The organism is Streptomyces cupreus (genome assembly GCF_014257025.1).
GTDB lineage: Bacteria > Actinomycetota > Actinomycetes > Streptomycetales > Streptomycetaceae > Streptomyces > Streptomyces cupreus.
This window is the reverse complement of the sequence record NZ_JACMSF010000038.1, coordinates 46,444-71,710: the sequence shown is the minus strand read 5'-3', so window position 1 is coordinate 71,710 and position 25,267 is coordinate 46,444. Positions and strand designations below refer to the sequence as shown.

Sequence of the window (25,267 nt, the reverse complement as noted above, 5' to 3'; positions counted from 1 at the left end):
TCAGATGCGGGCCAGGGCCCAGAAGCCCGTGCCGTAGAGGGCCAGGGCGAGCAGCAGCAGGGGGATCGCGACCTTCGCGGGAGGCCCGGGGCGGCGGGCGGCTCGGCGACGGGCGGCGCGGTGTCCGGTCGGAGGGGGAACCTCCGGGACCCGAGCGGTGTACGAAGCAGTAGAGGCGGTGTCGGGACTCCGGTGCGGAACCGGGGTCGGGGGCTGCGCGGGGTACTGCGGGACGTACGAGCGGGGGGTGGACAGGACGTGGGTGGGGTTGTGCGGCGAATGCCGGGGTTGTTGCACCGGCTGCTGCTCGGGCTGTTGTTCCGGCTTCTGGGCCGGGGCTTGGGGCGGCGGCAGGTGGAAGCTGCCGGTGTCCGACATGCTGGGCATGGGTTTCGGCGGGGTGGTGGGTTCCACTCCCGGTGCCTTCTTGAGCGGTCCGCCGGGACCGAACCCCTCGGGCAGTGGCCCGAGTTGGTCGAAGATCTCGATGACCTCGTCGTCGGGGCCCGGCTCCGGCAGCAGCTCGGCCGCCGAGGCGAGCGCCTTGCGCGCCCCGGTCGCCGTGCGGAACCGCGCCTGCGGATCCGGCTGCAACAGCGTCGCCACCACCTGCCACAGCGGCTCGGGAATCCCCTTGGGCGCCCCCGGTGTGCCATGCGCCGCGAAATACTCGATGAGCGCCTTGGCATCCGGCTTGGCACCCTCCAGCAGATACAGCGCCACCAGTCCTACGGCGAACAGGTCGGCGGGGAAGTCCGGTTCCGCGCCCAGCAGTTGCTCGGGCGCGAGGTAACCGGGCGTTCCCACCACGAGGTTGGTCTCGGTCAGCCGTGGCTCGCCGAGCCGCATCGCGATGCCGAAGTCGGACAGCCGCAGCCGCGGCCGGCCCGTGCCGGTGGCTTCCAGCAGCAGATTGGCGGGCTTGATGTCGCGGTGCACGACGTCTTCCGCGTGCACCGCGGCGAGCCCCGCGAGGAGCTGGTCGAGCAGGGAGCAGACGAAGGGCGGGGGCAGAGGGCCGTAGTCGCCGACCAGGTGGACCAGCGAACCGCCGGCGACCAGATCCATGGTGAACAGGACCTTGTCGTCGTCGGCGGCCCAGCTGGCGGGGGCGAGCACATGAGGGTGGTCGATCCGGAGGGCCTGCTCGCGCACGAAGCGCAGCAGGGAGTGCGCGTCGCTCTGCTGGAGCACCTTGGCGGCCACGTACCGGCGGCGGCGGTGATCCCAGGCGCGCCATACGGCGCCCACCCCTCCACGTCCGATCGGGTCGACCAGTTCGTACCGCCCGGCGAAGACCTCACCCATGGCTGTGCGTCGCTCCTCCCCCTCCGCTTACCCCCCTTGCTTCCCCCTCGACGAGCGATACGACTCCCCCTCGCGCCGTGAGATACGGCGCTGCCCCCTCGGGTCTCTCCTCCGTGTCCCCGCTCGCCGAACCCCCTTCGGCGAGCGGGGCGCGGGGTCAGCTCTGGTGGGACTGGTAGTGCGCGACGGCGTCGGAGGTGCGGCCCGCGCCGTACACCCGCAGGAACTCCGCCAGCTCCGGATGGGTCGGGGCGAGGGTGTCGGCGGCCTCGATGATGTCGCCGGCGGCGGCGACCGAGCGCAGCAGTGACTGGATCTCGCGGACCACCCGCTTGACCGTGGGCGCCCCCGAACTGTTCGTCGACTGTGTGGTGTTGCTGAGCACCGAGCCCCCCTGCGACTTCTTGATCTCGTCCATGCGCTCCGTGGCCTCGGCCGCGCTCACACTGCCGTCCGCGACCTGCCCCGCCAGGTCCTGGAGCAGCTGCACCCGCTGCACCACGGCCGGATTGCCGATCTTCGCCCGCTGACCGCTCATCAGCTGCGACAGCATCGGTGCGGACAGTCCCAGTACCCCCGCCAGACGAGCCTGGTTCAGACCAAGATCGTCTATGAGCTTACGGAAGAGCGCCCCCAGCGGCTCCCCGTACCAGTTCCGCTGCAGTTCCCGCGCTCTCGCGGTCGCTTCCTGCTGTGCGGCGTCCATTGCGTCTCCCCATCGCTTCCCCAGAACCGTGGTTCGCTGTAGCGAACCACGCGGAGCATCTTACGGAGAGTGGTCGGCCATCGGGACCCCCAATCTTTTTGCGAGATACAGGGGGTGACCCGGTACTCTGGTTCGCGGCGCCCACCGGATGCGTGGTTCTTCCGGCCGGACGTCCCCTGTTGAGGGGCCTTAGCTCAGTTGGTAGAGCGCTGTCTTTGCATGGCAGATGTCAGGGGTTCGACTCCCCTAGGCTCCACACTTCGAGAGCCCCCTGACCTGCGGAAACGCAGGTCAGGGGGCTCTTTCGTCATGAAACCGACCGCGTCAGTACACCCGCAGGACCGCCGGGCGCTCGCGGCGGGACATCTCCTCGCGGAGGCGGGGGATGAGACCGGCGCACAGCAGAGAGGACTTGCCGCTGCCGGACGCGCCGAAGAGCACCGCGAAGCGGTGATCGCACACCAGCCGCGGCAGGTTCTCCGCCACCCGGTCCCGGCCGAAGAAGAGTCCCGATCCAGGACAAGGGCGACCGCTTCTGGACCACGATGAGCCGGGCCAAGCCGTCGGGCATCTCCTTCAGCCCCACGTACAACCAGCTCTGACTGGGGGCCGTTTCACGTGAAACAGCCCCGCGGGGCGGGAAACCCCGGCAGGTCTCCCGCCCCGCGGGGGCGCTGTGCTCAGAACGCCGTCAACTCACTGGCGTTCGTCGCGATTCGCGGCCTCCTCGGCCTCCTTCGCCTGGACCTCGGGGTCCAGGGGAGCACTGCCGTCCACCGAGGTGAGACGGCCCGATTCCGGGACCTCTGTCGCGGCGGGCGGCTCGACCAGCCAGTCCGGGTTGGCCTGCTTGTCCCACCACTTCCAGGCGGCGAAAGCGGCGCCCGCCAGCGCGCCCGCGACCAGCAGAGCCTTCGCGAGCCGACCGGCTCGGGCCCGGCGTTCGTGCTTGCGGGTCAGCTTCTGGATCTCCTCGGGCGACACCTGCCCGCGCAGCGCTGCCAGCGCGGCCACACTGCGCGCCGCGGCCTCGTCCTTCATGGGCCCGGCCACCGCCACCGCCTGCTCCAGCCTCGGCCGCGAGTAGTCCGCCGCCTGCCGGGCGGCGACACGGGTACGGACTGCGGCCTCATGGGCGGCATGGTCGACCTTCGGCGGCACATGCGTGCGGGCCTGTTCCAGGCGCGGCGCAACATGGGCGCCGTACTGCACACGGGCCTGCTCAGCGGCCTGGGACACCTTCGGCGCGAGCCGTACGCGTGCCTCGTGCGCATAGTGCGCGGCCGACTCCTTGGCTGTGCCGGCGTAGGGCGCCACCACTTCCGCGGCGTGCCGCACGCTGTCCTTCGCCGAGCCGGCTGCGGCGCGCACGCTGTCTTTGCGGGTCACGGTTCCTCCTCCTCGGTGGCGTTACGTATTTCGACTTCCACCCTTTTAGGGATCATGCCTCTCAATGAGCCCGGCGGCATGTGAGAGCGGGCATCCGGGTCACGCAGCGGTTTCCGGGCCACAGAGATGAATACGGGGCAACAGGAGCTTGTCGTCGACAATGCCACGGATCGCCGCTCCGCGCCCCCGGCCCGGGGTCACTCGACCGGATTTCTGCAAGGATCTGAGAGTCACCAGAAGACAAAGGAAGGCACATCGTGGCCGAGCAGCTCCACGCCACCCTCAAGACCAGCCACGGCGACATCGACGTGCGGCTTCTGCCGAACCACGCGCCCAAGACGGTGCGGAACTTCGTCGAACTCGCCAAGGGTGAGCGTGAGTGGACCAACCCCGCCACCGGTGAGCGGTCGACCGCCCCCCTCTACGACGGCACGATCTTCCACCGGGTGATCAGCGGCTTCATGATCCAGGGCGGCGACCCGCTGGGCACCGGCATCGGCGGCCCGGGCTACGAGTTCGAGGACGAGTTCCACCCCGACCTGCGCTTCGACCGGCCGTATCTGCTGGCCATGGCCAACGCGGGCCCGAGCACCAACGGCTCCCAGTTCTTCATCACCGTCGCCCCGGCCGTGCACCTCAACCGCAAGCACACCATCTTCGGCGAGGTCATCGACGCGGCCAGCCAGAAGGTCGTGGACGCCATCTCCACCACTCAGATCAACCCGCGCACCACCCGCCCGGTCAACGACATCGTCATCGAGTCCGTCGTCGTCGAGACCCGCTAGAACAGGCCCCGGGCCTGTCCGAAGGGAACCAATCGCCCCGCTCATCCGTAAAGATGGGCGGGGCGGGTGCTTTGCCGGGACGACGACTTAGGGGATCTCATGGACCAGGCGCCAGACAGCGCGCACCAGGCCCAGGGCCTGCCCGGCTGCTACCGGCACCCGGGCCGCGAGACCGGCGTCCGCTGCACCCGCTGCGAGCGCCCCATCTGCCCCGAGTGCATGGTCAGCGCCTCCGTCGGCTTCCAGTGCCCCGACTGCGTGCGCACCGGCTCCGGCACCGGGCACTCGCCCACCGCGGCCCGTCCGCGCACGATCGCGGGCGGCACCCTCACCGCCGATCCCCACCTCGTCACCAAGATCCTTATCGGGATCAATCTCGCGGTGTTCATCGCGGTGCAGGCCAGGTCGTCCCTGCTGAACGACCTGGTCCTCCTGGGCGCCTGGTCGCCCGCCGCCTTCGGCCCGCCCACCCAGGGCGTCGCCGACGGCGAGTGGTACCGCCTGGTCACCTCGATGTTCACGCACGAGGAGATCTGGCACATCGCCTTCAACATGCTCAGCCTGTGGTGGCTCGGCGGCCCCTTGGAAGCCGCCCTCGGCCGGGCCCGCTACCTGGCCCTCTACCTGGTCTCGGGTCTGGCCGGCAGCACCCTCGCCTACCTCCTGGCCTCCCCCACCACCGCCACCCTGGGCGCCTCGGGTGCCATCTTCGGGCTCTTCGGCGCCACCGCCGTACTGATGCGCCGCATGAACTACGACATGCGGCCCATCATCGCCCTGCTGGCGATCAACCTGATCTTCACCTTCAGCCCCGGCTTCAACATCTCCTGGCAGGCCCACATCGGCGGTCTCGTCGCCGGCGTCGTCATCGGCTACGGCATGGTCCACGCCCCGCGCGAGCGGCGGGCCCTCGTCCAGTACGGCACCTGCGCGCTGGTGCTGGCGGTGGTCTTCGGGCTCACCCTGCTGAGGACCGCCCAGCTCACCTGAGCCGAGCGTATCCACAGGTGAGCGGCACTGTTGTCCACAGCCCGTGCCGGATCTTGTGCACACTGTGCGGGAACAGCTGTGCCCCCTGTCGCTGACCGGTGTTTCCGCAGGTCAGGCAGGGGGCGAACGGGTTTTCGATTGCCAGTACTTCCGTCATACCGGCGTCAACGCCCGGGAGGTTATCCACAGATCGTCTTTCTTTTCCCACACGTGTGGACAATGGCTGTGGATAACTCAGGGGATAGCCCTGGGCAGAGGTATGTTCACCGGGCAGTGGCCGTTACTTCCACTGTGTGGAGACGCCGAATCCGGCGGCGATGAACCCGAAACCGACCACGATGTTCCAGTTGCCCAAGGCGTCGATGGGCAGCGATCCGTCGGTCACGTAGAACACGACGATCCAGGCCAGTCCGATGACGAACATGGCCAGCATCACGGGTGCGACCCAGCCACGGCTGGTCAGCTTGATGGCGGCCGCCTGCTTCGCCGGCGGCGGCGTGTAGTCGGCCTTCTTGCGGATACGTGACTTCGGCACGAGGGTCTCTCCTGTCGATGCGCTGCGTGGCCGCGCAGGGAACTGTGGCTGGCTCGGGGCAGCGTACAAGGGGACACTGAGTGCTCCCCCGGGCGTCCGTTAGCGTAGTGCTTCCGTGGCGCCGAAGGAGATAAGGGTACGTTGAGCAATTCTGCCGACTTCCCCCCACCGGGATCCAGTCCTGCCCGCGGGCGCCGCTTCCGGCCCGTGCGGGTGCTCACCGCTGCCGTCTTCGCTCTCGCGGGCCTCATTTTCTTCACGAGTTTCAATACGGCCAAGGGCACCAATATCCGCACGGACGCCTCCTTGCTGAAGCTTTCGGACCTGATCCATGAGCGCAGCCTGAAGAACGGCGAGCTCGACGAGTCCAACGCGGCCCTGCGCGAGGATGTGGAGACCCTCGCGGAGCGGGACGACGGCAGCACCAAGGCCGAGGACGAGAAGCTCGCGGGCCTGGAGAAGAGCGCGGGCACCCAGAAGCTGACCGGTGAGGCGCTCACCGTGACCCTTGACGACGCCCCGCCGGACGCCACCGCGAAGCTCCCGGGCTATCCCGAGCCGCAGCCCGACTACCTGGTCATCCACCAGCAGGACCTCCAGGCCGTGGTGAACGCCCTGTGGGAGGGCGGCGCCAAGGGCATCAAGGTCATGGACCAGCGGCTGATCTCCACCAGCGCCGTGCGCTGCGTCGGCAACACCCTGATCCTCCAGGGCCGCGTCTACTCACCGCCGTACAAGATCACGGCGATCGGGGAGCCCGAGAAGCTCCAGAAGGCGCTCGCGGCGAGTCCGGCGATCCAGAACTACATGGTCTACGTCAATGTGTACGGCCTGGGCTGGAAAGTCACCGAGGAAGGGACGGTGACTCTTCCCGGTTACTCGGGCACAGTGGATCTGCAGTACGCCCAGCCCGTGGAGTGAGACCGACCGGGAGCGCCGGTGCGCCTTGTCGTCAGGACCGTCAGCGAGCTGTGTATCACCGTCGGCACCGTGATTGTTCTGTTCGTCGTCTATGTACTGTTCTGGACGGGCGTGAAGGCCGACCATGTGATGGACGATCAGATCGACCAGTTGGAAGAGCAGTGGGCGCGGGGGAGCGTGCGGCCCACGGCGAGCGGGGCGCCGGGTGCCTCCGCGAGCGGTCCGCCGGAGCCGGCGCCGTACCGGAGCGGCAAGCCCTTCGCGATCATGTACATCCCGCGGCTCGGTTTCACGTGGAACAAACCCGTGCTGGAGGGCACGTCGACCGGCACCCTCAAGAAGGGCCTCGGCCACTACGCGCGCACCGCGCGGCTCGGGCAGAAGGGCAACTTCTCGGTCGCGGGCCATCGGCGCACGTACGGCGATCCCTTCAAGGACTTCCCCCGGCTGCGTCGTGGGGACGCGGTGGTGCTGACGGACGGGACGACCTGGTTCACGTATCGCATCGACAAAGGTCCTTACAGAACCGTGCCCACGGACATTGAGGTGATCGACCCTGTGCCGCGTAAGTCGGGGTACACGCGCGAGGGCCGCTATCTCACGCTCACCACGTGCGAACCGGAGTGGGGTCACAGCCACCGGCTGATCGTCTGGGCGCATCTGGACGCCACACAGCCTGTGGAGGCCGGGAAACCAGCGGCCCTGCGCCGTTAGTCTGGTGGGCGGTACGGCGTGAGTCTGGTGCCGTGGCGCTACGGAAGGGACGGCATGTACGGCTGGATCTGGCGGCATCTGCCGGGAAACGCGTGGGTGAAGGCCCTGATCTCGCTCGCGCTGGTCGTGGCCGTGGTCTACATCCTTTTCCAGTACGTCTTTCCGTGGGCCGAGCCTCTTCTTCCCTTCGGTGATGTGACGGTGGACAACCAGTGAGCGCGCGCATTCTCGTCGTCGACAACTACGACAGCTTCGTCTTCAACCTGGTCCAGTACCTGTACCAGCTGGGCGCCGAGTGCGAGGTCCTGCGCAACGACGAGGTCTCCACCACCCACGCCCAGGACGGCTTCGACGGCGTCCTGCTGTCGCCGGGCCCCGGCACGCCGGAAGAGGCGGGCGTCTGCATCGAGATGGTCCGCCACTGCGCGGCCACCGGTGTCCCCGTCTTCGGCGTCTGCCTGGGCATGCAGTCGATGCAGGTGGCGTACGGCGGTGTCGTGGACCGGGCGCCGGAGCTGCTGCACGGGAAGACCTCGCTCGTCGAGCACGGGGGCAAGGGCGTCTTCGCGGGCCTGCCCTCCCCCTTCACCGCCACCCGGTACCACTCGCTGGCCGCCGAGCCGGCCACCGTGCCGGGCGCGCTGGAGGTCACAGCGCGCACCCACGACGGCATCATCATGGGCCTGCGCCACCGTGAACTCCCGGTCGAGGGCGTGCAGTTCCACCCCGAGTCGGTGCTCACCGAACACGGTCACCGGATGCTGGCGAACTGGCTGGTGGAGTGCGGCGACCAGGGTGCCGTGGCGAGGTCGGCGGGGCTCGCCCCGGTGGTGGGCAGGGCCACGGCGTGACCCAACTGCGCCCCGAGCGCGAGTCCGGTGCCTCGTACGGGGAGCAGCCGTACGAGGGTTCCGGTGCGCTCGGGGAGTGGTACGACAGCGCCGGTGCGGCTGAGCCGTGGCTGCCGCCTCCCGATGAGGAGACGGTGGCGCTGCGAATAGCGGGCGAGTCCCTGTCCGCTTCTGGAGGCTCGTCCGCCGCTTCCACCACCGGAACCCCGGTCGGGGGCCGTGCGGCCCGCAGGAAGGCCGCCAAGCGGCGTCGTGGGCGCCATGGGGGCGCTCCTCAGCCGGCTCCGGAGGCTCCGGAGCCCGACGGCAGGCCTTTGTCGCGGGTGGAGGCGCGTCGGCAGGCGCGGGCGCGGAAGCCGAGTCCGGGAGTGCTGGCCAGCCGGGCGATCGGCGAGGTGTTCATCACGACCGGTGTGCTGATGCTGCTGTTCGTCAGCTACCAGTTGTGGTGGACGAACGTGCGGGCGCATGCGCAGGCGGACAAGGAGAGGAACAACCTCCAGGAGGACTGGGAGAGCGGCAAGCGCAACCCCGGAACCTTCGAGCCCGGACAGGGTTTCGCCATCCTGCACATCCCGAAGCTGGATGTCGTGGTCCCCATCGCCGAGGGCATCAGCAACAAGAAGGTGCTGGACCGGGGGATGGTCGGGCATTACGGCGAGGGCGATTTGAAGACGGCGATGCCGGACGCGAAGGCGGGGAACTTCGGTCTGGCGGGGCATCGCAACACGCACGGGGAGCCGTTCCGCTACATCAACAAGCTTGAGCCGGGCGATCCGATCGTCGTGGAGACGCAGGACGACTACTACGTCTACAAGATGGCGTCGATCCTGCCGGTGACGCCGCCCAGCAATGTGAGCGTGCTGGACCCCGTACCGAAGGACTCGGGGTTCACCGGGCCGGGCCGCTACATCACCCTCACGACCTGCACGCCGGAGTTCACCAGCAAGTATCGGCTGATCGTCTGGGGCAAGATGGTCGAGGAACGGCCGCGCAGCAAGGGCAAGCCGGATGCGCTCGTCCAGTAAGGGCAGATGAACAGTGGCAGCCACCACCGAGCAGCAAGAGCTGACGGGCACCCCCGCCTCCCCGCGCCGCCGGGGCACCGGCCGTATCGCGGCGACGATCAGCGTCTTCGGAGAACTCCTCATCACGGCGGGCCTGGTGCTGGGTCTGTTCGTCGTCTACTCCCTGTGGTGGACGAACGTCATCGCGGACCGCAAGGCGGATCAGCAGGGCGACAGGGTCCGCGACAGCTGGGCCCAGGAGGGCGACGACCCGGTGGCGTTCGGCTCGAAGAACGGCATCGGCTTCCTGCACGTCCCCGCGATGACCGGGGGCGCGATCCTGGTCGAGAAGGGCACGACGTCGGAGATCCTCAACGACGGCGTCGCCGGCTACTACACCGACCCGGTCAAGGCGACCCTGCCGACCTCCGGCAAGAAGGGCAACTTCTCCCTCGCCGCCCACCGCGACGGCCACGGCGCGAAGTTCCACAACATCGACAAGCTGGAGAAGGGCGACCCGATCGTCTTCGAGACGAAGAACAACTGGTACGTCTACAAGGTCTACGCCGCCCTCCCGGAAACCTCGAAGTACAACGTCAACGTCCTGGGCGCGGTCCCGAAGGAATCGGGCAGGCAAAAGGCGGGCCACTACATCACCCTGACGACCTGCACCCCGGTGTACACGAGCCGGTACCGGTACATCGTGTGGGGCGAGCTGGAGCGGGTGGAGAAGGTGGACGAATACCGAACCCCGCCGAAGGAACTGCGCTGACGGGTCTTTGCATACGACGGCCCCGGCTCCTCTCGAGAGGAGCCGGGGCCGTTTGTCTCGCCTGAGGAGGGGTCAGTCCTCCGTGCGGAATGACGTTCCCGTCACTCCGCCGAAGATTCCTCCGTTGCCGTTGCCGCCGTCCCCGCTCTCGCCGCTGTCGAAGGCGGTGATGTTGACCGTCTGGCCCTTGTTGACGGTGGAGCCCGGGGCCGGGTCCGAGGTGAAGACCGTGGCGTTGTCGTCGTCGGAGCCCGTGATGCTGCCCACAACGAGGCCCGCGTCCTCGATCATCTTCTTGGCGTCCTTCAGCTTCTGGCCCTGGATCGGCGGGACCTGCACCTGGGCGTTCGCCTGCTTGCCGATCTGGATGTTGACCTTGGAGCCGGGGTCGGCCTGCTCGCCCGGCGACGGCGTGGTCGCGATGACCTTGCCCACCTGGTTCGGGTCCTGGGTGTCGACCTCGGTGCACTCGCCCACCAGGTCGTTCTCCGTCATCCGCGCCTTGGCCTCGTCGCAGGTCGAGCCGACGACGTCCGGCACCGTCGACTGCTCCTGCGCCTTGGCCACGGTGAGGGTGATCGTGGAGCCCTTCTCGACCTCCTCGCCGAGTTCGGGGTCCTGTGCCGTGACGGTGCCCTCCGGCTCCGACGACACCTCCTCGACCTTCTTGACGACGAACTCGTACTTGTCGCCCTCCAGCGTCGCCTTGGCGTCCTCGAAGTCATCACCGAGGACACTCGGCACCGCCACCTTCGGCGCACCGGTCGACACGACCACCTCGATGGTCGAGTTCTTGTCCACCGTCGTGCCACCGGTCGGCGTCTGCGAGCAGATCTTGCCCTTCGTCTGGTTCTCGCAGGGCTTCTCCGTCGGATCCAGTTTCACTTCGGCGTTCCCGGCCCGCTCTTCGGCCTGGGCGAGTGTGAGGCCCACGACGTCCGGTGCGGTCGTCGAGGTGTTGGCCACCCCGTTCCCGCTGAAGATCCACTTGCCGATCAGGATCGCGCCGACCAGCACCAGCACCGCGGCCACGACCAACAGAATTGTGGAGGTGTTGGACTTCTTCTGGCGGCGCCGGTCCGGACGGTCGTCGTAGCCGAAGCCCCCGTCGTCCGGGTTCATCGGCGGCAGCATCGACGTCGCGCCGGCGTCCGTGGAGCGCAGGGCCGTCGTCGGCTGGTCGTCGGGGTAGCCGCCGTAGCCGACCGAGCCCATCGCCGCCGTGGCCGCGACCGGCTGGCCGTCGAGGCAGGCCTCGATGTCGGCCCGCATCTCGTCGGCGGACTGGTAGCGATAGTTCGGGTCCTTGACCAGCGCCTTCAGGACGATGGAGTCCATCTCGGGCGTGATCTCGGGATCGAAGACCGACGGAGGCTGGGCCTCCTCACGGACGTGCTGGTAGGCCACCGCCACCGGGGAATCGCCCACGAAGGGCGGCCGTACCGTCAGCAGCTCGTACAGCAGACAGCCGGTCGAGTACAGGTCGGACCGCGCGTCCACCTGCTCGCCCTTGGCCTGCTCCGGCGACAGGTACTGAGCGGTGCCGATGACCGCCGCGGTCTGCGTCATCGTCATCCCGGAGTCGCCCATCGCACGGGCGATACCGAAGTCCATCACCTTGACCTGGCCGTTGCGCGTCAGCATGACGTTCGCCGGCTTGATGTCGCGGTGCACGATGCCGTTGCGGTGGGCGTACTCCAGGCCCTGGAGGATGCCGATGGTCATCTCCATCGCGCGCTCCGGCAGCAGCTTGCGGCCGCTGTGCAGAAGCTCACGCAGGGTGGAACCGTCGACGTACTCCATGACGATGTACGGGATCGACACGTTGTCGATGTAGTCCTCGCCCGTGTCGTAGACCGCCACGATCGCGGGGTGGTTGAGCGAGGCGGCCGACTGGGCCTCCCGGCGGAAGCGGGCCTGGAAGGACGGGTCGCGCGCGAGATCCGCGCGCAGCGTCTTCACCGCCACGGTGCGGCCGAGGCGCTGGTCATGCGCGAGGTAGACCTCCGCCATGCCACCACGGCCGAGCACCTGGCCCAGCTCGTACCGGCCGCCGAGGCGACGCGGCTCTTCCATAAGCTACCTACCAGCCCTCTCCGTCGGTCCCGACCCGCACGCTCGTACGGCTCGGAGGCTGCCGTCCGGGCCTACCGTACCCGGCTCGCTCTATGTGACCTGGCCAAGCCCGTCACCCGATACAGGACCGGTATCGCAACGTGCACCGATGTGAAGGTGGCGTGAGCGGGGTCACTTCTTGCTGTCGATGACTGCCTTCATCACGTCCCTTGCGATCGGGCCGGCGAGACCGCCACCGGAGATGTCGTCACGGTTCGCGGCGCCGTCCTCGACGACCACGGCCACGGCCACCGGCGAGCTTCCGTCGGACAGCTTGGCGTAGGAGATGAACCAGGCGTACGGCTTCTCGCTGTTGTTCAGGCCGTGCTGGGCGGTACCGGTCTTGCCGCCGACCGTGGCCCCGTCGATCCTCGCGCTGGAGCCGGTGCCCTGCGGGTCGTTGACCACGGCCTCCATCATTTCCTGGAGCTTCTGCGCGGTCTCCGCGGAGACCGCCTGGGACAGCTCCTCTGGATCGGTCGTCGCGATGGGGTCGAGGTTCGAGGTGAGCTGGTCGACCATGTACGGCTTCATCAGCTTGCCGTCGTTGGCGATGGCCGAGGCGACCATGGCCATCTGCAGCGGGGTGGCCCGGTTGGAGGCCTGGCCGATGCCGTCCATGGCGTTCTGCGGAGCGTTGTCCTCGGGGTAGATGCTCTCCGCGGCGCGGACCGGGGTGTCCAGCTCCGGGTTGTTGAAGCCGAACTTCTCCGCCTGCTCGATCATCTTCTCGTTGCCGACGTTGTCGGCCATCTTCGCGAAGACGGTGTTGCAGGACACCATGAGCGCGTACTTCAGGGTGGCGTTCTCGCACTCACCGTGCTGGTTGGTGAGGGGGTCACCGGTGGTCTCTGGCAGCTGGTACGGGTCCGGCGTCTTGGTGGCGTCGTCGATCCCCGAGACCTCGCCGTTCTCCAGGGCGGCGGCCGCGGTGACCACCTTGAAGGTGGAGCCCGGCGGGTAGACCTCGCGCAGCGCCCGGTTCAGCATCGGGTCGTCGGGGTTGTTCTTCTTCTGTACGGCGTTCCAGGCCTCCGCGTCCTTGTCGGAGTTCCCGGCGAACTTCGACGGGTCGTACGACGGGGTGGAGACCAGCGCCAGGATCTTGCCGGTGGCCGGGTCGATCGCGGCAACGGCGCCCTTCTTGTCGCCGAGCCCCTCGTAGGCGGCCTTCTGCGCGGCGCCGTTGAGGGTGGTGACGACGCTGCCGCCCTCCTGCTCCTTGCCCGTGATCATGTCGAGCGTGTTGCGGAAGAAGAGCCGGTCGTCGGTGCCGGTGAGGATGCCGTCCTCCAGCTTCTCCAGCTGGTTGGCGCCGAAGGCCTGCGAGGAGTAGCCGGTGACCGGCGCCCACATGGGGCCGTTGGTCCAGGTGCGCTTGTACTTGTAGTCGCCGCTCTTGGACTCCACGGAGCCGGTGATGGCCTTGCCGTCGACGATGATGTTGCCGCGCGGGGTGGAGTAGCGCTCGATGTTGACGCGGCGGTTCTCGGTGTCGTCCGCCAGGTCGTCGGCCTTGACGTACTGCAGGTAGTTGTCGCGGATGAGCAGGGCGAGGATCAGGAGTCCACAGAAGATCGCGATCCGGCGCAGGGGCTTGTTCACGGTCGGACCACCTGGGTCATCTCGGCGTCGGGGTTGGGGGCGGGGGCGGGCGCCGGGCGGCGCGCGGTGTCGCTGATGCGCAGCAGGATGCCGATCAGGGCCCAGTTGGCGATCACGGAGGAACCGCCGTAGGCGACGAACGGCAGCGTCATACCGGTCAGCGGGATGAGGCCCATGACACCGCCGGCGACCACGAAGACCTGGAGGCCGAAGGCGCCGGACAGGCCGACCGCCAGCAGTTTGCCGAACGGGTCGCGGGCCGCGAGCGAGGTGCGGATGCCGCGCTCGATGATCAGGCCGTAGAGCAGCAGGATCGCCATGACGCCCGCCAGGCCCAGCTCCTCGCCGAAGGTGGCGAGGATGAAGTCGGAGTTGGCGGCGAAGCCGATCAGGTCGGAGTTGCCCTGTCCGAGGCCGGTGCCGAGGGTGCCGCCGGAGCCGAAGGCCCACAGGGCCTGCATGGCCTGCTCGGAGTGGACGATGCCGTCCTGGACGCCCTCCCGGCTGAGCGTGTACTCGCGCATCGGGTCGAGCCAGGCCTGCACACGGGTCTGGATGTGCGGTTCGAAGCTCGCCACACCGACGGCGCCGACCGCGGACATCAGCAGACCGAAGACGATCCAGCTGGTCCGCTCGGTGGCGACGTACAGCATGATGACGAACATCCCGAAGAACAGCAGGGATGTACCGAGGTCGGTCTCGAAGATCAGGATGAGGATCGACATCACCCAGACGACGAGGATCGGCCCGAGGTCGCGGCCCCGCGGCAGGTACAGGCCCATGAAGCGGCGGCTGGCCAGGGCCAGGGCGTCTCTCTTGACCATGAGGTAGCCGGCGAAGAAGACCGCGAGGGCGATCTTCGCGAACTCGCCCGGCTGGAGCGTGCCGAGGCCCGGGATCTTGATCCAGATCTTGGCCCCGTAGACGTCCGCGCCGAGTCCGGGCACGAGCGGGAGGAGCAGCAGGAACAGCGCACCGGCCATGGAGATGTACGTGTAGCGCTGAAGGACGCGGTGGTCCTTGAGGAAGATCAGCACGATCGCCAGCAGGGCGACGCCCATCGCCGAGTACAGCAGCTGCCGGGGGGCGGCCTCGGCGTAGTTGCTGAGGCGCTTGGACTGGTCCAGCCGCCAGATGGCGACGAGCCCGAGCCCGTTGAGCAGCGTGGCCAGCGGCAGCAGCAGCGGGTCCGCGTACGGGGCGAACTTCCGTACGGCGAGATGGCCGACGCCGGCCAGCAGGCCGAGGCCCAGGCCGTAGCTCAACAGGCCTGCGGGCACCTCGTCGTTCATCGCCAGACCCACGTTGGCGTAGGCGAAGACCGGGATGACGACGGCGAACACCAGCAGCGCGAGCTCGGTGTTGCGTCGGCTGGGTGCGCCGATGGAGCCGATCGTGGACGTGTGGTGCGTCGAGGTGTTGGAAGTACTGCTCATCGTGTGACGGGGCCTCTCACGGCTTGCCTACTGCGTACCGCACTTCGAGACGACCTTCTGCTCTTCCTCCGAGAGTGTGGGGCCGGGAGTGGGAGTGGGTGCGGTCGTGGACGGGGACGGGGAGGTCGACGGTGAACCCGAGGGCTTCTCCGACGCGTTCGGTGTCGGTGACGCCTTGGACGTGAGGGAGGTACGCGTGGTTCCCGTGGTGCCTCCGGCCTCGCCCTCGCCGGTCTTGGCGTTCTGCTCGCTCTCGGCCTCCTGCCGCTCGGCCTGCTTCTTGCACGCGGAGGCCTGAAGCGCCAGCTCGTCGATCTTCTTCTGGGCGTCGTCGAGTCCGCCCTCGGCGATCGTCGCCTCGACGAGTTCCTTCTGGTACGGCGGGAGGTACTTGAGTTCGATCTCGGGGTGGTCCTTCTCCACCTCCGACAGCGAGACCCAGGCGAGGTCCTGGCTGATGCCGCGGTACAGGGCGACATGCTCGCCGTTGGCGCCGACGTAGTACTGGGTCTGCGTCCACCGCCAGCCGCCGTACAGACCGCCGCCGACGACGGCCAGCGCGAGCGCGGAGTAGAGGGATCTCTTCAGCCACTTGCGGCCCTTGCGGGGCTTGACGAAGTCGTCGTCGCCGTAGTCGCCGAAGCCGGCGGTGTTGATGTAGCCGGTGACGTCGCCGGAGCCGGGCGGGCCGAACTCGCCGCCCCCGCCGCCCTGTCCGGGCACCTGGCGGCCGAGCCCGGAGGCGCGTCCGGCCGGGGTCTGCATGATGCCGTTGTCGTGCAGCTGGTGCTGGTTCTCGGCGACGGCGCCGACCACGACGGGCTGGTCGGAGATCTGCCCGGCGAGGGTGTCACCGGTGTCCAGGTCGAGGACGTCCGCGACGATCACGGTGATGTTGTCGGGGCCGCCGCCGCGCAGGGCGAGCTGGATGAGGTCCTGCACGGTCTCCTGCGGGCCCTGGTAGCTGGCGAGGGTGTCCTCCAGGGTCTGGTGCGACACCACGCCGGACAGGCCGTCGGAGCAGATCAGATAGCGGTCGCCGGCCCGGACCTCGCGGATCGACAGATCGGGCTCGACATGGTCGCCGCTGCCCAACGCCCGCATCAGCAGGGAGCGTTGGGGGTGGGTGGTGGCCTCTTCCTCGGTGATGCGGCCCTCGTCGACCAGCCGCTGCACCCAGGTGTGGTCCTGTGTGATCTGGGTGAGCACACCGTCGCGCAGCAGATACGCGCGCGAGTCGCCGACGTGCACGAGGCCGAGGCGCTGCCCCGTCCACAGCAGCGCGGTGAGCGTGGTGCCCATACCCTCCAGCTGCGGGTCGTCCTCGACCATCGAGCGCAGCTGGTCGTTGGCGCGCTGTACGGCGGTGCCGAGCGAGGTGAGGATGTCGGAGCCGGGGACGTCGTCGTCGAGGGCCACGATGGTGGAGATGGCCTCGGAGGAGGCGACCTCGCCGGCCGCCGCGCCGCCCATGCCGTCGGCGATGGCGAGCAGCCGGGGACCGGCGTATCCGGAGTCCTCGTTGCCCTCCCGGATCATGCCTTTGTGCGATCCGGCGGCGAAGCGCAGTGACAGACTCATGCGCACCTCGCCCGTCGGCTCCGGGTACATCCGCACGGTGCCCACCCTCCGGTCGGGAGCGCGCCGGGGCCCGTCGTGGGGGCCGCCGCTGCGTGCTCGCTCCGCTCGCTCATTTTCGTACTACTTCCGCAGCTCGATGACGGTCTTGCCGATGCGGATCGGCGCGCCCAGCGGAATCGGTGTGGGGGTCGTCAGCCGCGTTCGGTCGAGGTACGTGCCGTTGGTGGAGCCCAGGTCCTCGACGATCCACTGGCCGTCGCGGTCCGGGTAGATCCTGGCATGCCGGCTGGAGGCGTAGTCGTCGTCCAGCACGATCGTGCTGTCGTGCGCCCGGCCCAGAGTGATGGTCTGGCCCTGGAGCGCGACCGTGGTGCCGGTGAGGGTGCCCTCGGAGACCACGAGTTTGGTGGGGGCGTTACGGCGCTGACGGCCACCGCCGCCCGTCTGCTGGCGCTGCTGCGGTGGCGCCGCCTGCCGCGCCGGCTGCTGCTGGCGTCCGGCCTCCCGGCGCGACCCGCGCTGGGTGACGCGCGTACCGAACAGGTCGCTGCGGATGACCTGCACGGCCACGATCACGAACAGCCACAGGACGGCCAGGAAACCCAGCCGCATGACCGTGAGGGTCAGCTCTGACATTGCCCCCGCTTCACCCTTCGGCTTGCCTATAGATAACGGTGGTGCTGCCCACGACGATCCGCGAGCCGTCGCGGAGCGTAGCGCGGGTGGTGTGCTGCCCGTCCACCACGATGCCGTTGGTGGACCCGAGATCCTGGATCGTCGGGGGCGTTCCGGTCCGGATCTCACAGTGCCGGCGGGAGACGCCGGGGTCGTCGATCCGCACGTCGGCCTCGGTGCTGCGACCCAGCACGAGCGTCGCGCGGGAGATCTGATGGCGGGTGCCGTTGATCTCGATCCAGTGGCGGGTGCGGCCGCCGGCCGCGGGTGCCGTGGGACGCTGGCCGCCCGCGGGCTGCGGGTAGCCGTAGCCGCCGGGGCGGGCGCCGCCGGGGGGCGGCGCGTTCGGCATGGGCGGCGCTCCCGCGGGCGCGGCCGGAGCGGCGGGCGGGTAGCCGTAGCCGCCGGGGCGTCCGGCCGGGGCGGGGGCGGGCCCGCCGCCCTGCTGGTCGGTGGAGCCGGCCAGGGTGCGGCTGCGCACGCGGTACAGGCCGGTGTCGAGGTCGTCGGCCTTCTCCAGGTGGACCTTGATGGGGCCCATGAAGCTGTAGCGCTGCTGCTTGGCGTAGTCGCGGACCATGCCGGCGAGCTCGTCGCCGAGCTGCCCGGAGTAGGGGCTCAGGCGCTCGAAGTCGGGCGCGCTGAGCTCCACGATGAAGTCATTGGGGACGACCGTGCGGTCGCGGTTCCAGATGGTGGCGTTGTTGTCGCACTCGCGCTGCAGCGCCCCCGCGATCTCCACAGGCTGGACCTCGGACTTGAACACCTTGGCGAACGTGCCGTTGACCAGACCTTCGAGACGCTGCTCGAACTTCTTCAGGACTCCCATGGGGCACCTCCTCCGTAGCTGCTTTCGTCCTGCGTCCCGCCCTGCGGGTACTGCCTTACCTGGTACTGCTTACTGATCGTATCCACGCGCCGGTGAATCGGCTGGTTCCCCCTGTCGGCCCGGTCGACGGGTGTCGACGCCTGTCGAAGTTCCCTGTGGAGCCCGCCTTCGAACTCTTCTCGGACGTACTCCTGCCAAGGATCGTAGAGGCGGCCGCAGACCAGTGTCCCGCACCTGACTGTGGACCCGGACCGGCTCTTGGGCAGACGGGCCGGACCGGTACGAGGTTGATACGTGAACAGATACGGCCTGAGACGTGAGCGGGCGGCGCCGGTGGCTCCGCCGCAGGTGGGCGGCTGCCCGGCGACAAGGGATGTGAATCCACCCCATCCAGCGTGCTAATGTTCTGCGTGTCGGAAGGCGCCGCACCGCAAGGAACGGAGCCTGAAAACACACCCAATGCGCGGGTGGCGGAATAGGCAGACGCGCTGGATTCAGGTTCCAGTGCCCGCAAGGGCGTGGGGGTTCAACTCCCCCCTCGCGCACCGCTGGAAGCCCCCCAGGTCCTGGACCTGGGGGGCTTTCTCGTGTTGTGGTGCTCCTCTCGGTGTGATGTTCGTCAATGTGAGGTCTCTCTCACTCGCCGGGTCGAGTGCCGCGTGGTCAGGACGCGCGCTTCATGACCAGGCTCACGTTGTGGCCGCCGAAGCCGAAGGAGTTCGCGAGGGCCGCGTCCCAGGTGCCGGTGCGGTTCTCGCCGCGGACCACGTCCAGTCGGACCTCGGGGTCCTGGTGGTCGAGGTTGCGGACGGCCGGTACGACGCCGTGGTGCAGGGACAGCAGCGTGGACAGGGCGCCGAACGCGCCCGAGGCGCCCAGCATGTGGCCCGTCATGGACTTCGTGGCGGTGACCGCGGCCCCCTCGCCGAGGACCTTCGCCAGCGCCTCCGCCTCCGCGAGGTCGCCGCTCGGGGTGGACGTGGCGTGCGCGTGGACGTGCCCGATGTCCCGGGCCTCGACGCCCGCGTCGGCCAGCGCCGTACGCATCGCCTGTACTTGGCCCTCCGCGTCGGAGGCGGTGATGTGCTGGGCGCTGGACTGCACGGCCGCGCCCGCGAGCGCGCCGTAGACGCGGGCCCCGCGCGCCCGCGCGAACTCCGCGCGTTCCAGTACGACCAGGGCGGCGCCCTCGGCGATCACGAACCCGGAGCGGGCCGCGTCGAACGGCCGGGACACCGCGGCCGGGTCGCCTCCTCGCACGGACAGCGCCTTCATCTGGGCGAAGGCCGCGATCATGAACGGGTGCAGGGTGGCCTCGGTGCCGCCCGCGACGACGACGTCGGCGCGGCCCGCGCGGATCAGGTCCAGGCCCAGCGCGATGGATTCCGCGCCGGAGGCACAGGCGCTGACGGGGGCGCGGGCGCCGGCCCGGGCGCCGAGCTCCATGGAGACCCAGGCGGCCGGGCCGTTGGGCATCAGCATCGGCACCGCGAACGGCGACAGCCGCCGCATGCCTGAGCTCTCGTAGAGGTCGTCCTGGCCCAGCGAGCTGAGGATGCCGCCGATGCCGGTGCCGACGACGACGGCGAGGCGCTCCGGTTCGACGGCGGGCACGCCCGCGTCCTGCCAGGCCTCGCGGGCGGCGGCCACGGCCAGTTGCTCGCCCCGGTCCAGCTTGCGGGCCTGCGCCCGGGGCATCGCCTCGGCCGGATCGGCCTCCACGGTGCCGGCGATGCGCACCGGCAGCTCCTCGGGCCAGTCGGCGCCGAGCGCGCGCACACCGGACCGCCCGGCCAGCAGGCCTTCCCAGGACGCGGCGGCGTTCGCGCCCAGCGGTGTCAGCGCACCGACACCTGTCACCAGTACGTCGTCACCGTGCGGGGCCATCTGATGTCTCCTCGGATCCTGCGGGACCAATCGTCGATACGTCCTGACACCATCGCCCGGCGAAGGGCCGGGCGGGCCCGTCGGACGCGAACGGGCAAGAGATCCTGCGTGAACGTGGCACCGGGTCCCGGCAGGTCGACCCGGCGTTCCGGCACCCCTGTCGTCGTGCGCGGATGTGCCACGGCGCGTGCGCGGCCCGGCGAAAAGATCGCGTCAGGGCGGCCTAGCGTGGCATCGGTGCAGCGGCGCCCCACTGGAACGGGGACATTCCGGTGGGGTTCGCGGCCGTGTGGCGGTTCCGGTCGTCACCTCGTGGGGAACAGCTCGCCGTCCATACGTCGGGACAGGAGGGACCGGTACCAGGTGGCACCGACGGCGAAGTCACGGGCGAAGCCGCTCGTGGGCGCCATGTCGAGCAACTGCCACAGACGGGAGCTGTCGTACCAGTGGTCGACCGCGAGCAGCGACAGACGCCGCCGGACCAGGCGGTCCCGGTCGGCGCCGGTCAGGGCGGCCGCCCGGTCGTAGGACACCTCGCCCTCGGGCAGCGGCAGTCGCAGCTCACGGCAGACCGTCTCGATCAGGTCCCGCACCAGGACCGGCTCCGGCCGGCCCGCGTGCAGGACGGCACCACGCGGCAGTTCGGGCCGCAGGGCCAGCGCGGCCACGACCCGGGCCAGGTCGTGCACACCGATCACGGACGTGCGGGCACGTCCGCCGTCGATCCAACGGGGGAAGGCGGTGAGGAAGTCCACCAGCGCCGGGACCACCCAGACGTCTCCGGGGCCGTAGACCAGGTGCGGGCGCAGGACCAGGCCGCCGGCCGCGAGGACCCGCTGCTCACCGGCCAGCCTGCTGACACTCGTCGGCGAGGACGGGCCGAGCTCCGGCTCGCCCTCCTTGGCTCCGGTGTGCGGCTCGTCCTGGTAGACGGCCGTCGTGCCCAGCTGGACGATCCGCTCGACGCCCGCGCGAGCGGCCTCCGCCAGCAGGGCCTCGGTGCCCGCGTCGTTGACGGCCGCGCAGTCCGCGGGGCTGCCGCCGATCAGCGAGGCCAGATGGAGCACGGTGTCCACGCCGTCGCAGACCCCGCGCAGCGAGCGCGGGTCGCCGAGCGAGCCGTGGCGCACCTCCACCCGGCCCGTGTCGTCGAGGGCTGGGGGCCGGTTGTGGACGAGTAGGCGCAGCTGTGGGGAGTCCATCGCGTCAGGGCCGGTGGACAGCAGACCGGTGACGTGGGAGCCCACGAAGCCGGTGCCACCGGTGATCAGTATCCGTCGCGTCGGTGCCATGTGAATTTCTTTCCGATCTCGTCTCGGGAAAAGGGATCAGGGCGGCAGTGCGGAACGGAGGGGGGAAGAAAGCGGCGCATGGGGGTTGCCGTTGCTGTGTAAAAGGGTTTGGGAAGGATTCGAGTCAGAATCGAGTACGACGCGAATCAGGGACTTATGAAACGGGTAATGTGAGGCCATGCGGAGCGGCGGACTTCTTCAGGGAAAGCACGCGTTCATCACGGGTGCCAGCAGTGGAATCGGGGCGGCTGCGGCCCGGGTCTTCTGCCGGGAGGGCGCCGCGGTCACTCTGGCCGCCCGCCGGGGGAAAAGGCTCGCCGCGCTCGTCGACGAGCTGCGCGCCGAGGGGTACGAAGCCCAGTACGTGGTGGTCGACGTGGCAAGAAACGAGCAGGTGGCAGAGGGGGTGACACATGCCGTGGAGAGATTCGGGAAGCTCGACGTGGCGTTCAACAACGCCGGCGTCGCGGCCGAGGGCACGCCCATGCACGAGATGAGCGACGAGGTCTACGACACCGTCATGGACACCAATGTCCGCGGAATGTGGAACTGCCTTCGCCATGAAATCACAGCCATGCTTGACCGAGGTGGCGCCATTGTGAACACCAGCAGTACGGCGGGGCTTGTGGCGACCCCGGTGGCCGCGCCCTATATCGCCGCGAAGCATGCGGTCATCGGATTGACGAAGGCGGTCGCCGCGGAATATTCGGCGAGCGGAATTCGGGTCAACGCCATTGTGCCCGGGGCGACCCACAGCGAAATGACGGACGCTTGGATGGCGAAAGTGCCCGGGGTGGCGGAGGAACTGGCGCGGGCGGCGCTGCTGCCGCGGATCGCGGTGCCGGAGGAGATCGCCGAGGCGGCGGCCTGGCTCAGCAGCGACCGGGCCTCGTTCGTGGTCGGCGCGACGGTGCCGGTGGACGGCGGCTGGACGGTGCGATGAGGACGGTGGGACGCAACGGCGGTGGCCCACGGGTGAGCGGTGCGGGTGGAGAAGCGGAGAGGGCGCCGGGGCAGGTCGTGCCGTGCGGACTCCGTCGGTGCGGGTCATGGGAGACGTGCTCCTGAACTGAGACGGAACGAGGTGCGGTGCCCGGCCGGGGCCGGGGGTCCCGCCCACCCGGGCCGCGCAACGGCGGCCCACGGGTTCGGGCGGGTGAGCGAAGGCCCGCTTGATGGGGCCGGGTCGGTCGATGGATGAGGGATGAGTGGTGAAGGGCGGTGAGGGTGGATGGGCGGATGCCGGCGAGGTCACGCGGAGGAGGACCCGGCGCGCGAGGGCCGCGGACGCCACACATGCCGGGGTGCGGATGTGCGGCTGGGGCGGCGCGAGCGCCTGGGTGTCGGTAGCGGATCGTCGCAAGGGCGGTGCCCGGTAGTGGGCCGTGCGGCCGGTGAGGATCCGGCGCGGTGCGGGAGAAGGTGCCGACTGTGCGCGTACTAGATCTCGCGGCTCCGGCGGGACCGGGCCGTTGTGGCCTGGCGCGCGGAGGGCAGTTCGCGGAACAGGATCTCGAAGACCTGCTCGCCGTCCTGGTGTCCGGTCACGGACAGGACACAGCCGCGGTCGCCGTCGTCGCGCAGGTCGGCGCGGACGGTGCAGGGCGAGTCGAACTCGACGTAGCGGGAGCAGAAGACCTCGCAGGACGACGGCCGGAAGGGGCGCGGTCCGAAGACGGAGTGCGCGGCCTGCTGGGCGGCGTCGAGGAGGACCATCGCGGGCATATGGTCGTTCGGGTGGTCGAACATCAGCTCGTTCGACACATCGGCCCGCAGCAGCCAGTGGCCGGGTTCGTCCCCGGGGGCCAGGGCCACGTCGCAGTCGTGGGTCCGGCCGACGGAGTGCGCGGGCACGGGTGCGGGCAGCGGCGCGGTGAGCGCGGCGGACCAGGCGGTGTCGGTACGGCCGCGGCGCAGTCGGCGGTAGACCTCGGAGGTCATGACGGAGCAGTCGCCGCCGCCGGTGCCGATGATCTCGCCGTCCACCCGCAGGACCACCCGGGCCTGGAGCGAGGACGGGATTCCTCGGCGGTGCTTGAGGTCGTGGATGGAGACATCGAGGTCGAGCCGGGCCGGCGCGTCGGGTGCGAGCAGCCGGCTCGGGTCCACGCGGTGGTGCGCGGACGACACCAGGAACTGGTGCCCGAGCGGTACGCCGAGGCCGTCGTGCGCGACCAGGATCACGGCCTGACGGATGCTCTCGATGACCAGTGAGGGCAGGAAGTTGCCCTGTTCGTCCGTGAAACGGCGGTGGTCGGCGGGCCATTGCGTGGAGACGGTGTAGTGACCGTCGTCGAGCTTGGTGATGCCGGTCGGCAGCACGTCCTTTCGGTGCGTGCGATGTACGAGCCTGGTGTCGACCGACGCCGTGGGCGGCAGGATGAACGGCCTGACCGGTGCGACCGGCATGGCCGGGAACACCGTCTTCCTTATCCCCCCGTGGCGGCGTCGGCCCCTGTGAATACCAATGTTGGTGGTCATTGCTCTTCCTTCTGGAACGAGAAGGTGCATGACGGGTGACTGGTTCCAACCCCGCCGGTAAGATACGCGCATGCGGGTATGTTTTTCAATGAGAGCGGGTGGTTCCGCATACGAGCCCGCGTGTGTTCATCATCAACAACGACGAAGGAAGGGGGCCCAGTGGCGCAGCAGGATCGAGCCATCAGGACACGTCAGGCGATTCTCGAAGCGGCGGGCGAGGTCTTCGCGGAGTGCGGCTACTCCGCCACGAGGATCTCGGACGTCTACCAGAGGTGCGGTGTGACGAAGGGGGCCTTCTACTTCCACTTCACCTCCAAGGCCGAGCTGGCGCAGGCGGTGCTGGACGAGCAGGTGGCGGACCAGTTCCGCTACTTCGCGCCGCCGCAGGAGCCGGGGGCACCGAAGATCCAGGAGTGGGTGGACGTGACGCTGCTCGTGGCGCACCGGCTCACCTTCGACCGGATGCTCCAGGGCAGCATTCGTCTCGCGGTGGACCAGGGGCATGACGTCATCGACCGCAAGGTGCCCTACCAGGCCTGGATCGAGGTCAGCACCCGGCTGCTCGGGGAGGCCCAGGAGCTGGGGGAGTTGGTGCCGGGCATCGATGTCGACACGGTGTCCGAGGCGGCGGTGGGAGCGTTCACCGGCGTGCAGTTGCTGTCGGAGATCATGACGAACCGGGCCGATGTGGAGGAGCGGATCGCCGTTCTCTACGACCTGATGGCCCGCACGCTGGCCATGCCCGAGGTGTACGCCCGGCTCGACATCACCGCGGAGCGCGGGAAGCGGCTGACCCGTGGGTCCGCGGCTCACAGCTCCGTCTGAGAGCGGTTCTGGGCGGCCCTCGTGGGGGCCGCCCGAAGGGAGCGGCACATGCAGATCCAGCAGCTACGGGCATTTCGTGAGGTGGCGGCCGAGTTGAGCGTGACTCGTGCGGCGCGGAACCTCAACTACGCGCAGTCCACGGTGACGGCGCAGATCCAGAACCTTGAGGAGTCTGTCGGGGCCGCGCTGTTCGATCGGAGCCACCGCCAACTGAAGCTGACCGAGGCGGGGTTGAGGCTGCTGCCGTACGCCCGGATCATCATCGACGCGGCGGAGGCGGGGCGGCGGGCGGTGGCTACGCAGCCGGTGTGCACGGCGCCTGTGCGCCGGGGGCGGGGGGCGGGTGTGCGCGAACCTGCCAGAAGTGGGGCGCGGGTTCGGTAGTAAGGGCTTGTCCGTGCGCGGTTCGGCGGTACGACCGCCCGCGGCTGCGCCAGTGCGGCGGCCATGGCGGCTCTGGTTGTTCCGGAGCCGCCCTTGGTGTTCCGGCCCCCGGAAGAAGTCATTCCGAATTTCTCCTTCCGTATTCCTTCGTGGCTGAAAGAAGTCCCTCGGTACCCCGT

The 25,267-nt window shown here is 69.2% G+C and carries 24 protein-coding genes, 2 tRNA genes and 1 pseudogene; 13 read left to right on the top strand and 14 right to left on the bottom strand.

What is annotated here, in order from left to right:
* Entirely contained in the window at window positions 1-1,308 is a 1,308-nt protein-coding gene (locus H4N64_RS29455; protein WP_186285473.1) for a serine/threonine-protein kinase, read from the bottom strand.
* Window positions 1,309-1,465: 157 nt separating this feature from the next.
* On the bottom strand, window positions 1,466-2,014 hold the full coding sequence (locus tag H4N64_RS29450) for a helix-turn-helix domain-containing protein (RefSeq protein WP_186285472.1): 549 nt from the start codon (window positions 2,012-2,014) through the stop codon (window positions 1,466-1,468).
* 183 nt (window positions 2,015-2,197) lie between these two features.
* Here H4N64_RS29450 and H4N64_RS29445 point away from each other — a divergent pair.
* Window positions 2,198-2,270: transfer RNA gene (locus H4N64_RS29445), tRNA-Ala, on the top strand.
* A gap of 68 nt (window positions 2,271-2,338) precedes the next feature.
* On the opposite strand, the pseudogene H4N64_RS29440 reads toward H4N64_RS29445, so the two are convergent.
* Window positions 2,339-2,512, bottom strand: a pseudogene (locus H4N64_RS29440) (nSTAND1 domain-containing NTPase); the annotation flags it as partial.
* Window positions 2,513-2,710: 198 nt separating this feature from the next.
* Complete coding sequence (locus tag H4N64_RS29435) at window positions 2,711-3,403, bottom strand: DUF5324 family protein (protein ID WP_186285470.1); 693 nt, start codon at window positions 3,401-3,403, stop codon at window positions 2,711-2,713.
* 257 nt (window positions 3,404-3,660) lie between these two features.
* Here H4N64_RS29435 and H4N64_RS29430 point away from each other — a divergent pair, with 257 nt between their 5' ends.
* Together H4N64_RS29430 and H4N64_RS29425 are read left to right on the top strand one after the other, a co-directional pair.
* Window positions 3,661-4,188, top strand: coding sequence for a peptidylprolyl isomerase (locus H4N64_RS29430; RefSeq protein WP_186285469.1), 528 nt, complete (start codon window positions 3,661-3,663; stop codon window positions 4,186-4,188).
* 99 nt (window positions 4,189-4,287) lie between these two features.
* Entirely contained in the window at window positions 4,288-5,178 is an 891-nt protein-coding gene (locus H4N64_RS29425; protein WP_186285468.1) for a rhomboid family intramembrane serine protease, read from the top strand.
* Between the two features lie 280 nt (window positions 5,179-5,458).
* Here H4N64_RS29425 and crgA read toward each other — a convergent pair whose 3' ends face one another.
* A complete protein-coding gene (gene crgA / locus H4N64_RS29420) occupies window positions 5,459-5,713 on the bottom strand; it encodes a cell division protein CrgA (RefSeq protein ID WP_186285467.1) in 255 nt (84 codons plus the stop codon).
* Window positions 5,714-5,854: 141 nt separating this feature from the next.
* Here crgA and H4N64_RS29415 point away from each other — a divergent pair, with 141 nt between their 5' ends.
* The 6 genes from H4N64_RS29415 to H4N64_RS29390 are packed head-to-tail and all read left to right on the top strand — an operon-like array spanning window position 5,855 to window position 9,978.
* Window positions 5,855-6,634, top strand: coding sequence for a DUF881 domain-containing protein (locus H4N64_RS29415; RefSeq protein WP_186285466.1), 780 nt, complete (start codon window positions 5,855-5,857; stop codon window positions 6,632-6,634).
* Between the two features lie 18 nt (window positions 6,635-6,652).
* Window positions 6,653-7,348 carry a class E sortase gene (locus H4N64_RS29410; protein WP_186285465.1) on the top strand — a complete coding sequence of 232 codons (696 nt, stop codon included), beginning with the start codon at window positions 6,653-6,655 and terminating at the stop codon, window positions 7,346-7,348.
* Between the two features lie 18 nt (window positions 7,349-7,366).
* A complete protein-coding gene (locus H4N64_RS29405) occupies window positions 7,367-7,564 on the top strand; it encodes a hypothetical protein (RefSeq protein WP_186285489.1) in 198 nt (65 codons plus the stop codon).
* Window positions 7,561-8,199, top strand: a complete 639-nt coding sequence (locus H4N64_RS29400; RefSeq protein ID WP_186285464.1) for an aminodeoxychorismate/anthranilate synthase component II — start codon at window positions 7,561-7,563, stop codon at window positions 8,197-8,199. The genes H4N64_RS29405 and H4N64_RS29400 overlap by 4 nt, the downstream gene beginning before the upstream one ends.
* The gene (locus H4N64_RS29395) at window positions 8,196-9,227 is read left to right on the top strand and encodes a class E sortase (RefSeq protein WP_186285463.1); all 1,032 of its coding nucleotides are present in this window, start codon (window positions 8,196-8,198) and stop codon (window positions 9,225-9,227) included. The genes H4N64_RS29400 and H4N64_RS29395 overlap by 4 nt, the downstream gene beginning before the upstream one ends.
* 13 nt (window positions 9,228-9,240) lie before the next feature.
* Window positions 9,241-9,978 (top strand): class E sortase, encoded by a 738-nt coding sequence (locus H4N64_RS29390; RefSeq protein ID WP_186285462.1) that lies wholly within the window; start codon window positions 9,241-9,243, stop codon window positions 9,976-9,978.
* A gap of 72 nt (window positions 9,979-10,050) precedes the next feature.
* Here H4N64_RS29390 and pknB read toward each other — a convergent pair whose 3' ends face one another.
* The 6 genes from pknB to H4N64_RS29360 all read right to left on the bottom strand — a co-directional run bounded on the left by pknB (window position 10,051) and on the right by H4N64_RS29360 (window position 18,219).
* Window positions 10,051-12,054 carry a Stk1 family PASTA domain-containing Ser/Thr kinase gene (gene pknB / locus H4N64_RS29385; protein WP_186285461.1) on the bottom strand — a complete coding sequence of 668 codons (2,004 nt, stop codon included), beginning with the start codon at window positions 12,052-12,054 and terminating at the stop codon, window positions 10,051-10,053.
* A gap of 171 nt (window positions 12,055-12,225) precedes the next feature.
* A complete protein-coding gene (locus tag H4N64_RS29380) occupies window positions 12,226-13,698 on the bottom strand; it encodes a penicillin-binding transpeptidase domain-containing protein (protein ID WP_186285460.1) in 1,473 nt (490 codons plus the stop codon).
* Window positions 13,695-15,134 (bottom strand): FtsW/RodA/SpoVE family cell cycle protein, encoded by a 1,440-nt coding sequence (locus tag H4N64_RS29375; RefSeq protein ID WP_186285459.1) that lies wholly within the window; start codon window positions 15,132-15,134, stop codon window positions 13,695-13,697. The genes H4N64_RS29380 and H4N64_RS29375 overlap by 4 nt, the downstream gene beginning before the upstream one ends.
* Window positions 15,135-15,161: 27 nt before the next feature.
* A complete protein-coding gene (locus H4N64_RS29370) occupies window positions 15,162-16,715 on the bottom strand; it encodes a Stp1/IreP family PP2C-type Ser/Thr phosphatase (protein WP_260860040.1) in 1,554 nt (517 codons plus the stop codon).
* A 120-nt stretch (window positions 16,716-16,835) separates the two neighbouring features.
* Window positions 16,836-17,351 (bottom strand): FHA domain-containing protein FhaB/FipA, encoded by a 516-nt coding sequence (locus H4N64_RS29365; RefSeq protein ID WP_186285458.1) that lies wholly within the window; start codon window positions 17,349-17,351, stop codon window positions 16,836-16,838.
* Window positions 17,352-17,361: 10 nt separating this feature from the next.
* The gene (locus tag H4N64_RS29360) at window positions 17,362-18,219 is read right to left on the bottom strand and encodes an FhaA domain-containing protein (RefSeq protein ID WP_186285457.1); all 858 of its coding nucleotides are present in this window, start codon (window positions 18,217-18,219) and stop codon (window positions 17,362-17,364) included.
* A 461-nt stretch (window positions 18,220-18,680) separates the two neighbouring features.
* On the opposite strand from H4N64_RS29360, the gene H4N64_RS29355 reads away from it, so the two are divergent.
* A tRNA-Leu gene (locus H4N64_RS29355) sits at window positions 18,681-18,764 on the top strand.
* 118 nt (window positions 18,765-18,882) lie between these two features.
* On the opposite strand, the gene H4N64_RS29350 is transcribed toward H4N64_RS29355, so the two are convergent.
* Together H4N64_RS29350 and H4N64_RS29345 are read right to left on the bottom strand one after the other, a co-directional pair.
* Window positions 18,883-20,106, bottom strand: coding sequence for a beta-ketoacyl-[acyl-carrier-protein] synthase family protein (locus H4N64_RS29350; protein ID WP_186285456.1), 1,224 nt, complete (start codon window positions 20,104-20,106; stop codon window positions 18,883-18,885).
* 305 nt (window positions 20,107-20,411) lie between these two features.
* Window positions 20,412-21,398 (bottom strand): NAD-dependent epimerase/dehydratase family protein, encoded by a 987-nt coding sequence (locus H4N64_RS29345; RefSeq protein WP_186285455.1) that lies wholly within the window; start codon window positions 21,396-21,398, stop codon window positions 20,412-20,414.
* Between the two features lie 178 nt (window positions 21,399-21,576).
* Between H4N64_RS29345 and H4N64_RS29340 the strand changes: the two genes are divergently transcribed.
* The gene (locus tag H4N64_RS29340; RefSeq protein WP_186285454.1) at window positions 21,577-22,341 is read left to right on the top strand and encodes an SDR family NAD(P)-dependent oxidoreductase; all 765 of its coding nucleotides are present in this window, start codon (window positions 21,577-21,579) and stop codon (window positions 22,339-22,341) included.
* 497 nt (window positions 22,342-22,838) lie between these two features.
* Here H4N64_RS29340 and H4N64_RS29335 read toward each other — a convergent pair whose 3' ends face one another.
* Window positions 22,839-23,879 (bottom strand): ScbA/BarX family gamma-butyrolactone biosynthesis protein, encoded by a 1,041-nt coding sequence (locus H4N64_RS29335; protein WP_186285453.1) that lies wholly within the window; start codon window positions 23,877-23,879, stop codon window positions 22,839-22,841.
* Between the two features lie 159 nt (window positions 23,880-24,038).
* Between H4N64_RS29335 and H4N64_RS29330 the strand changes: the two genes are divergently transcribed.
* Both H4N64_RS29330 and H4N64_RS29325 read left to right on the top strand, forming a co-directional pair.
* Window positions 24,039-24,704 carry a ScbR family autoregulator-binding transcription factor gene (locus H4N64_RS29330; protein WP_186285452.1) on the top strand — a complete coding sequence of 222 codons (666 nt, stop codon included), beginning with the start codon at window positions 24,039-24,041 and terminating at the stop codon, window positions 24,702-24,704.
* Window positions 24,705-24,752: 48 nt separating this feature from the next.
* Entirely contained in the window at window positions 24,753-25,088 is a 336-nt protein-coding gene (locus H4N64_RS29325; protein WP_186285451.1) for a LysR family transcriptional regulator, read from the top strand.
* Window positions 25,089-25,267 lie beyond the last annotated feature (179 nt).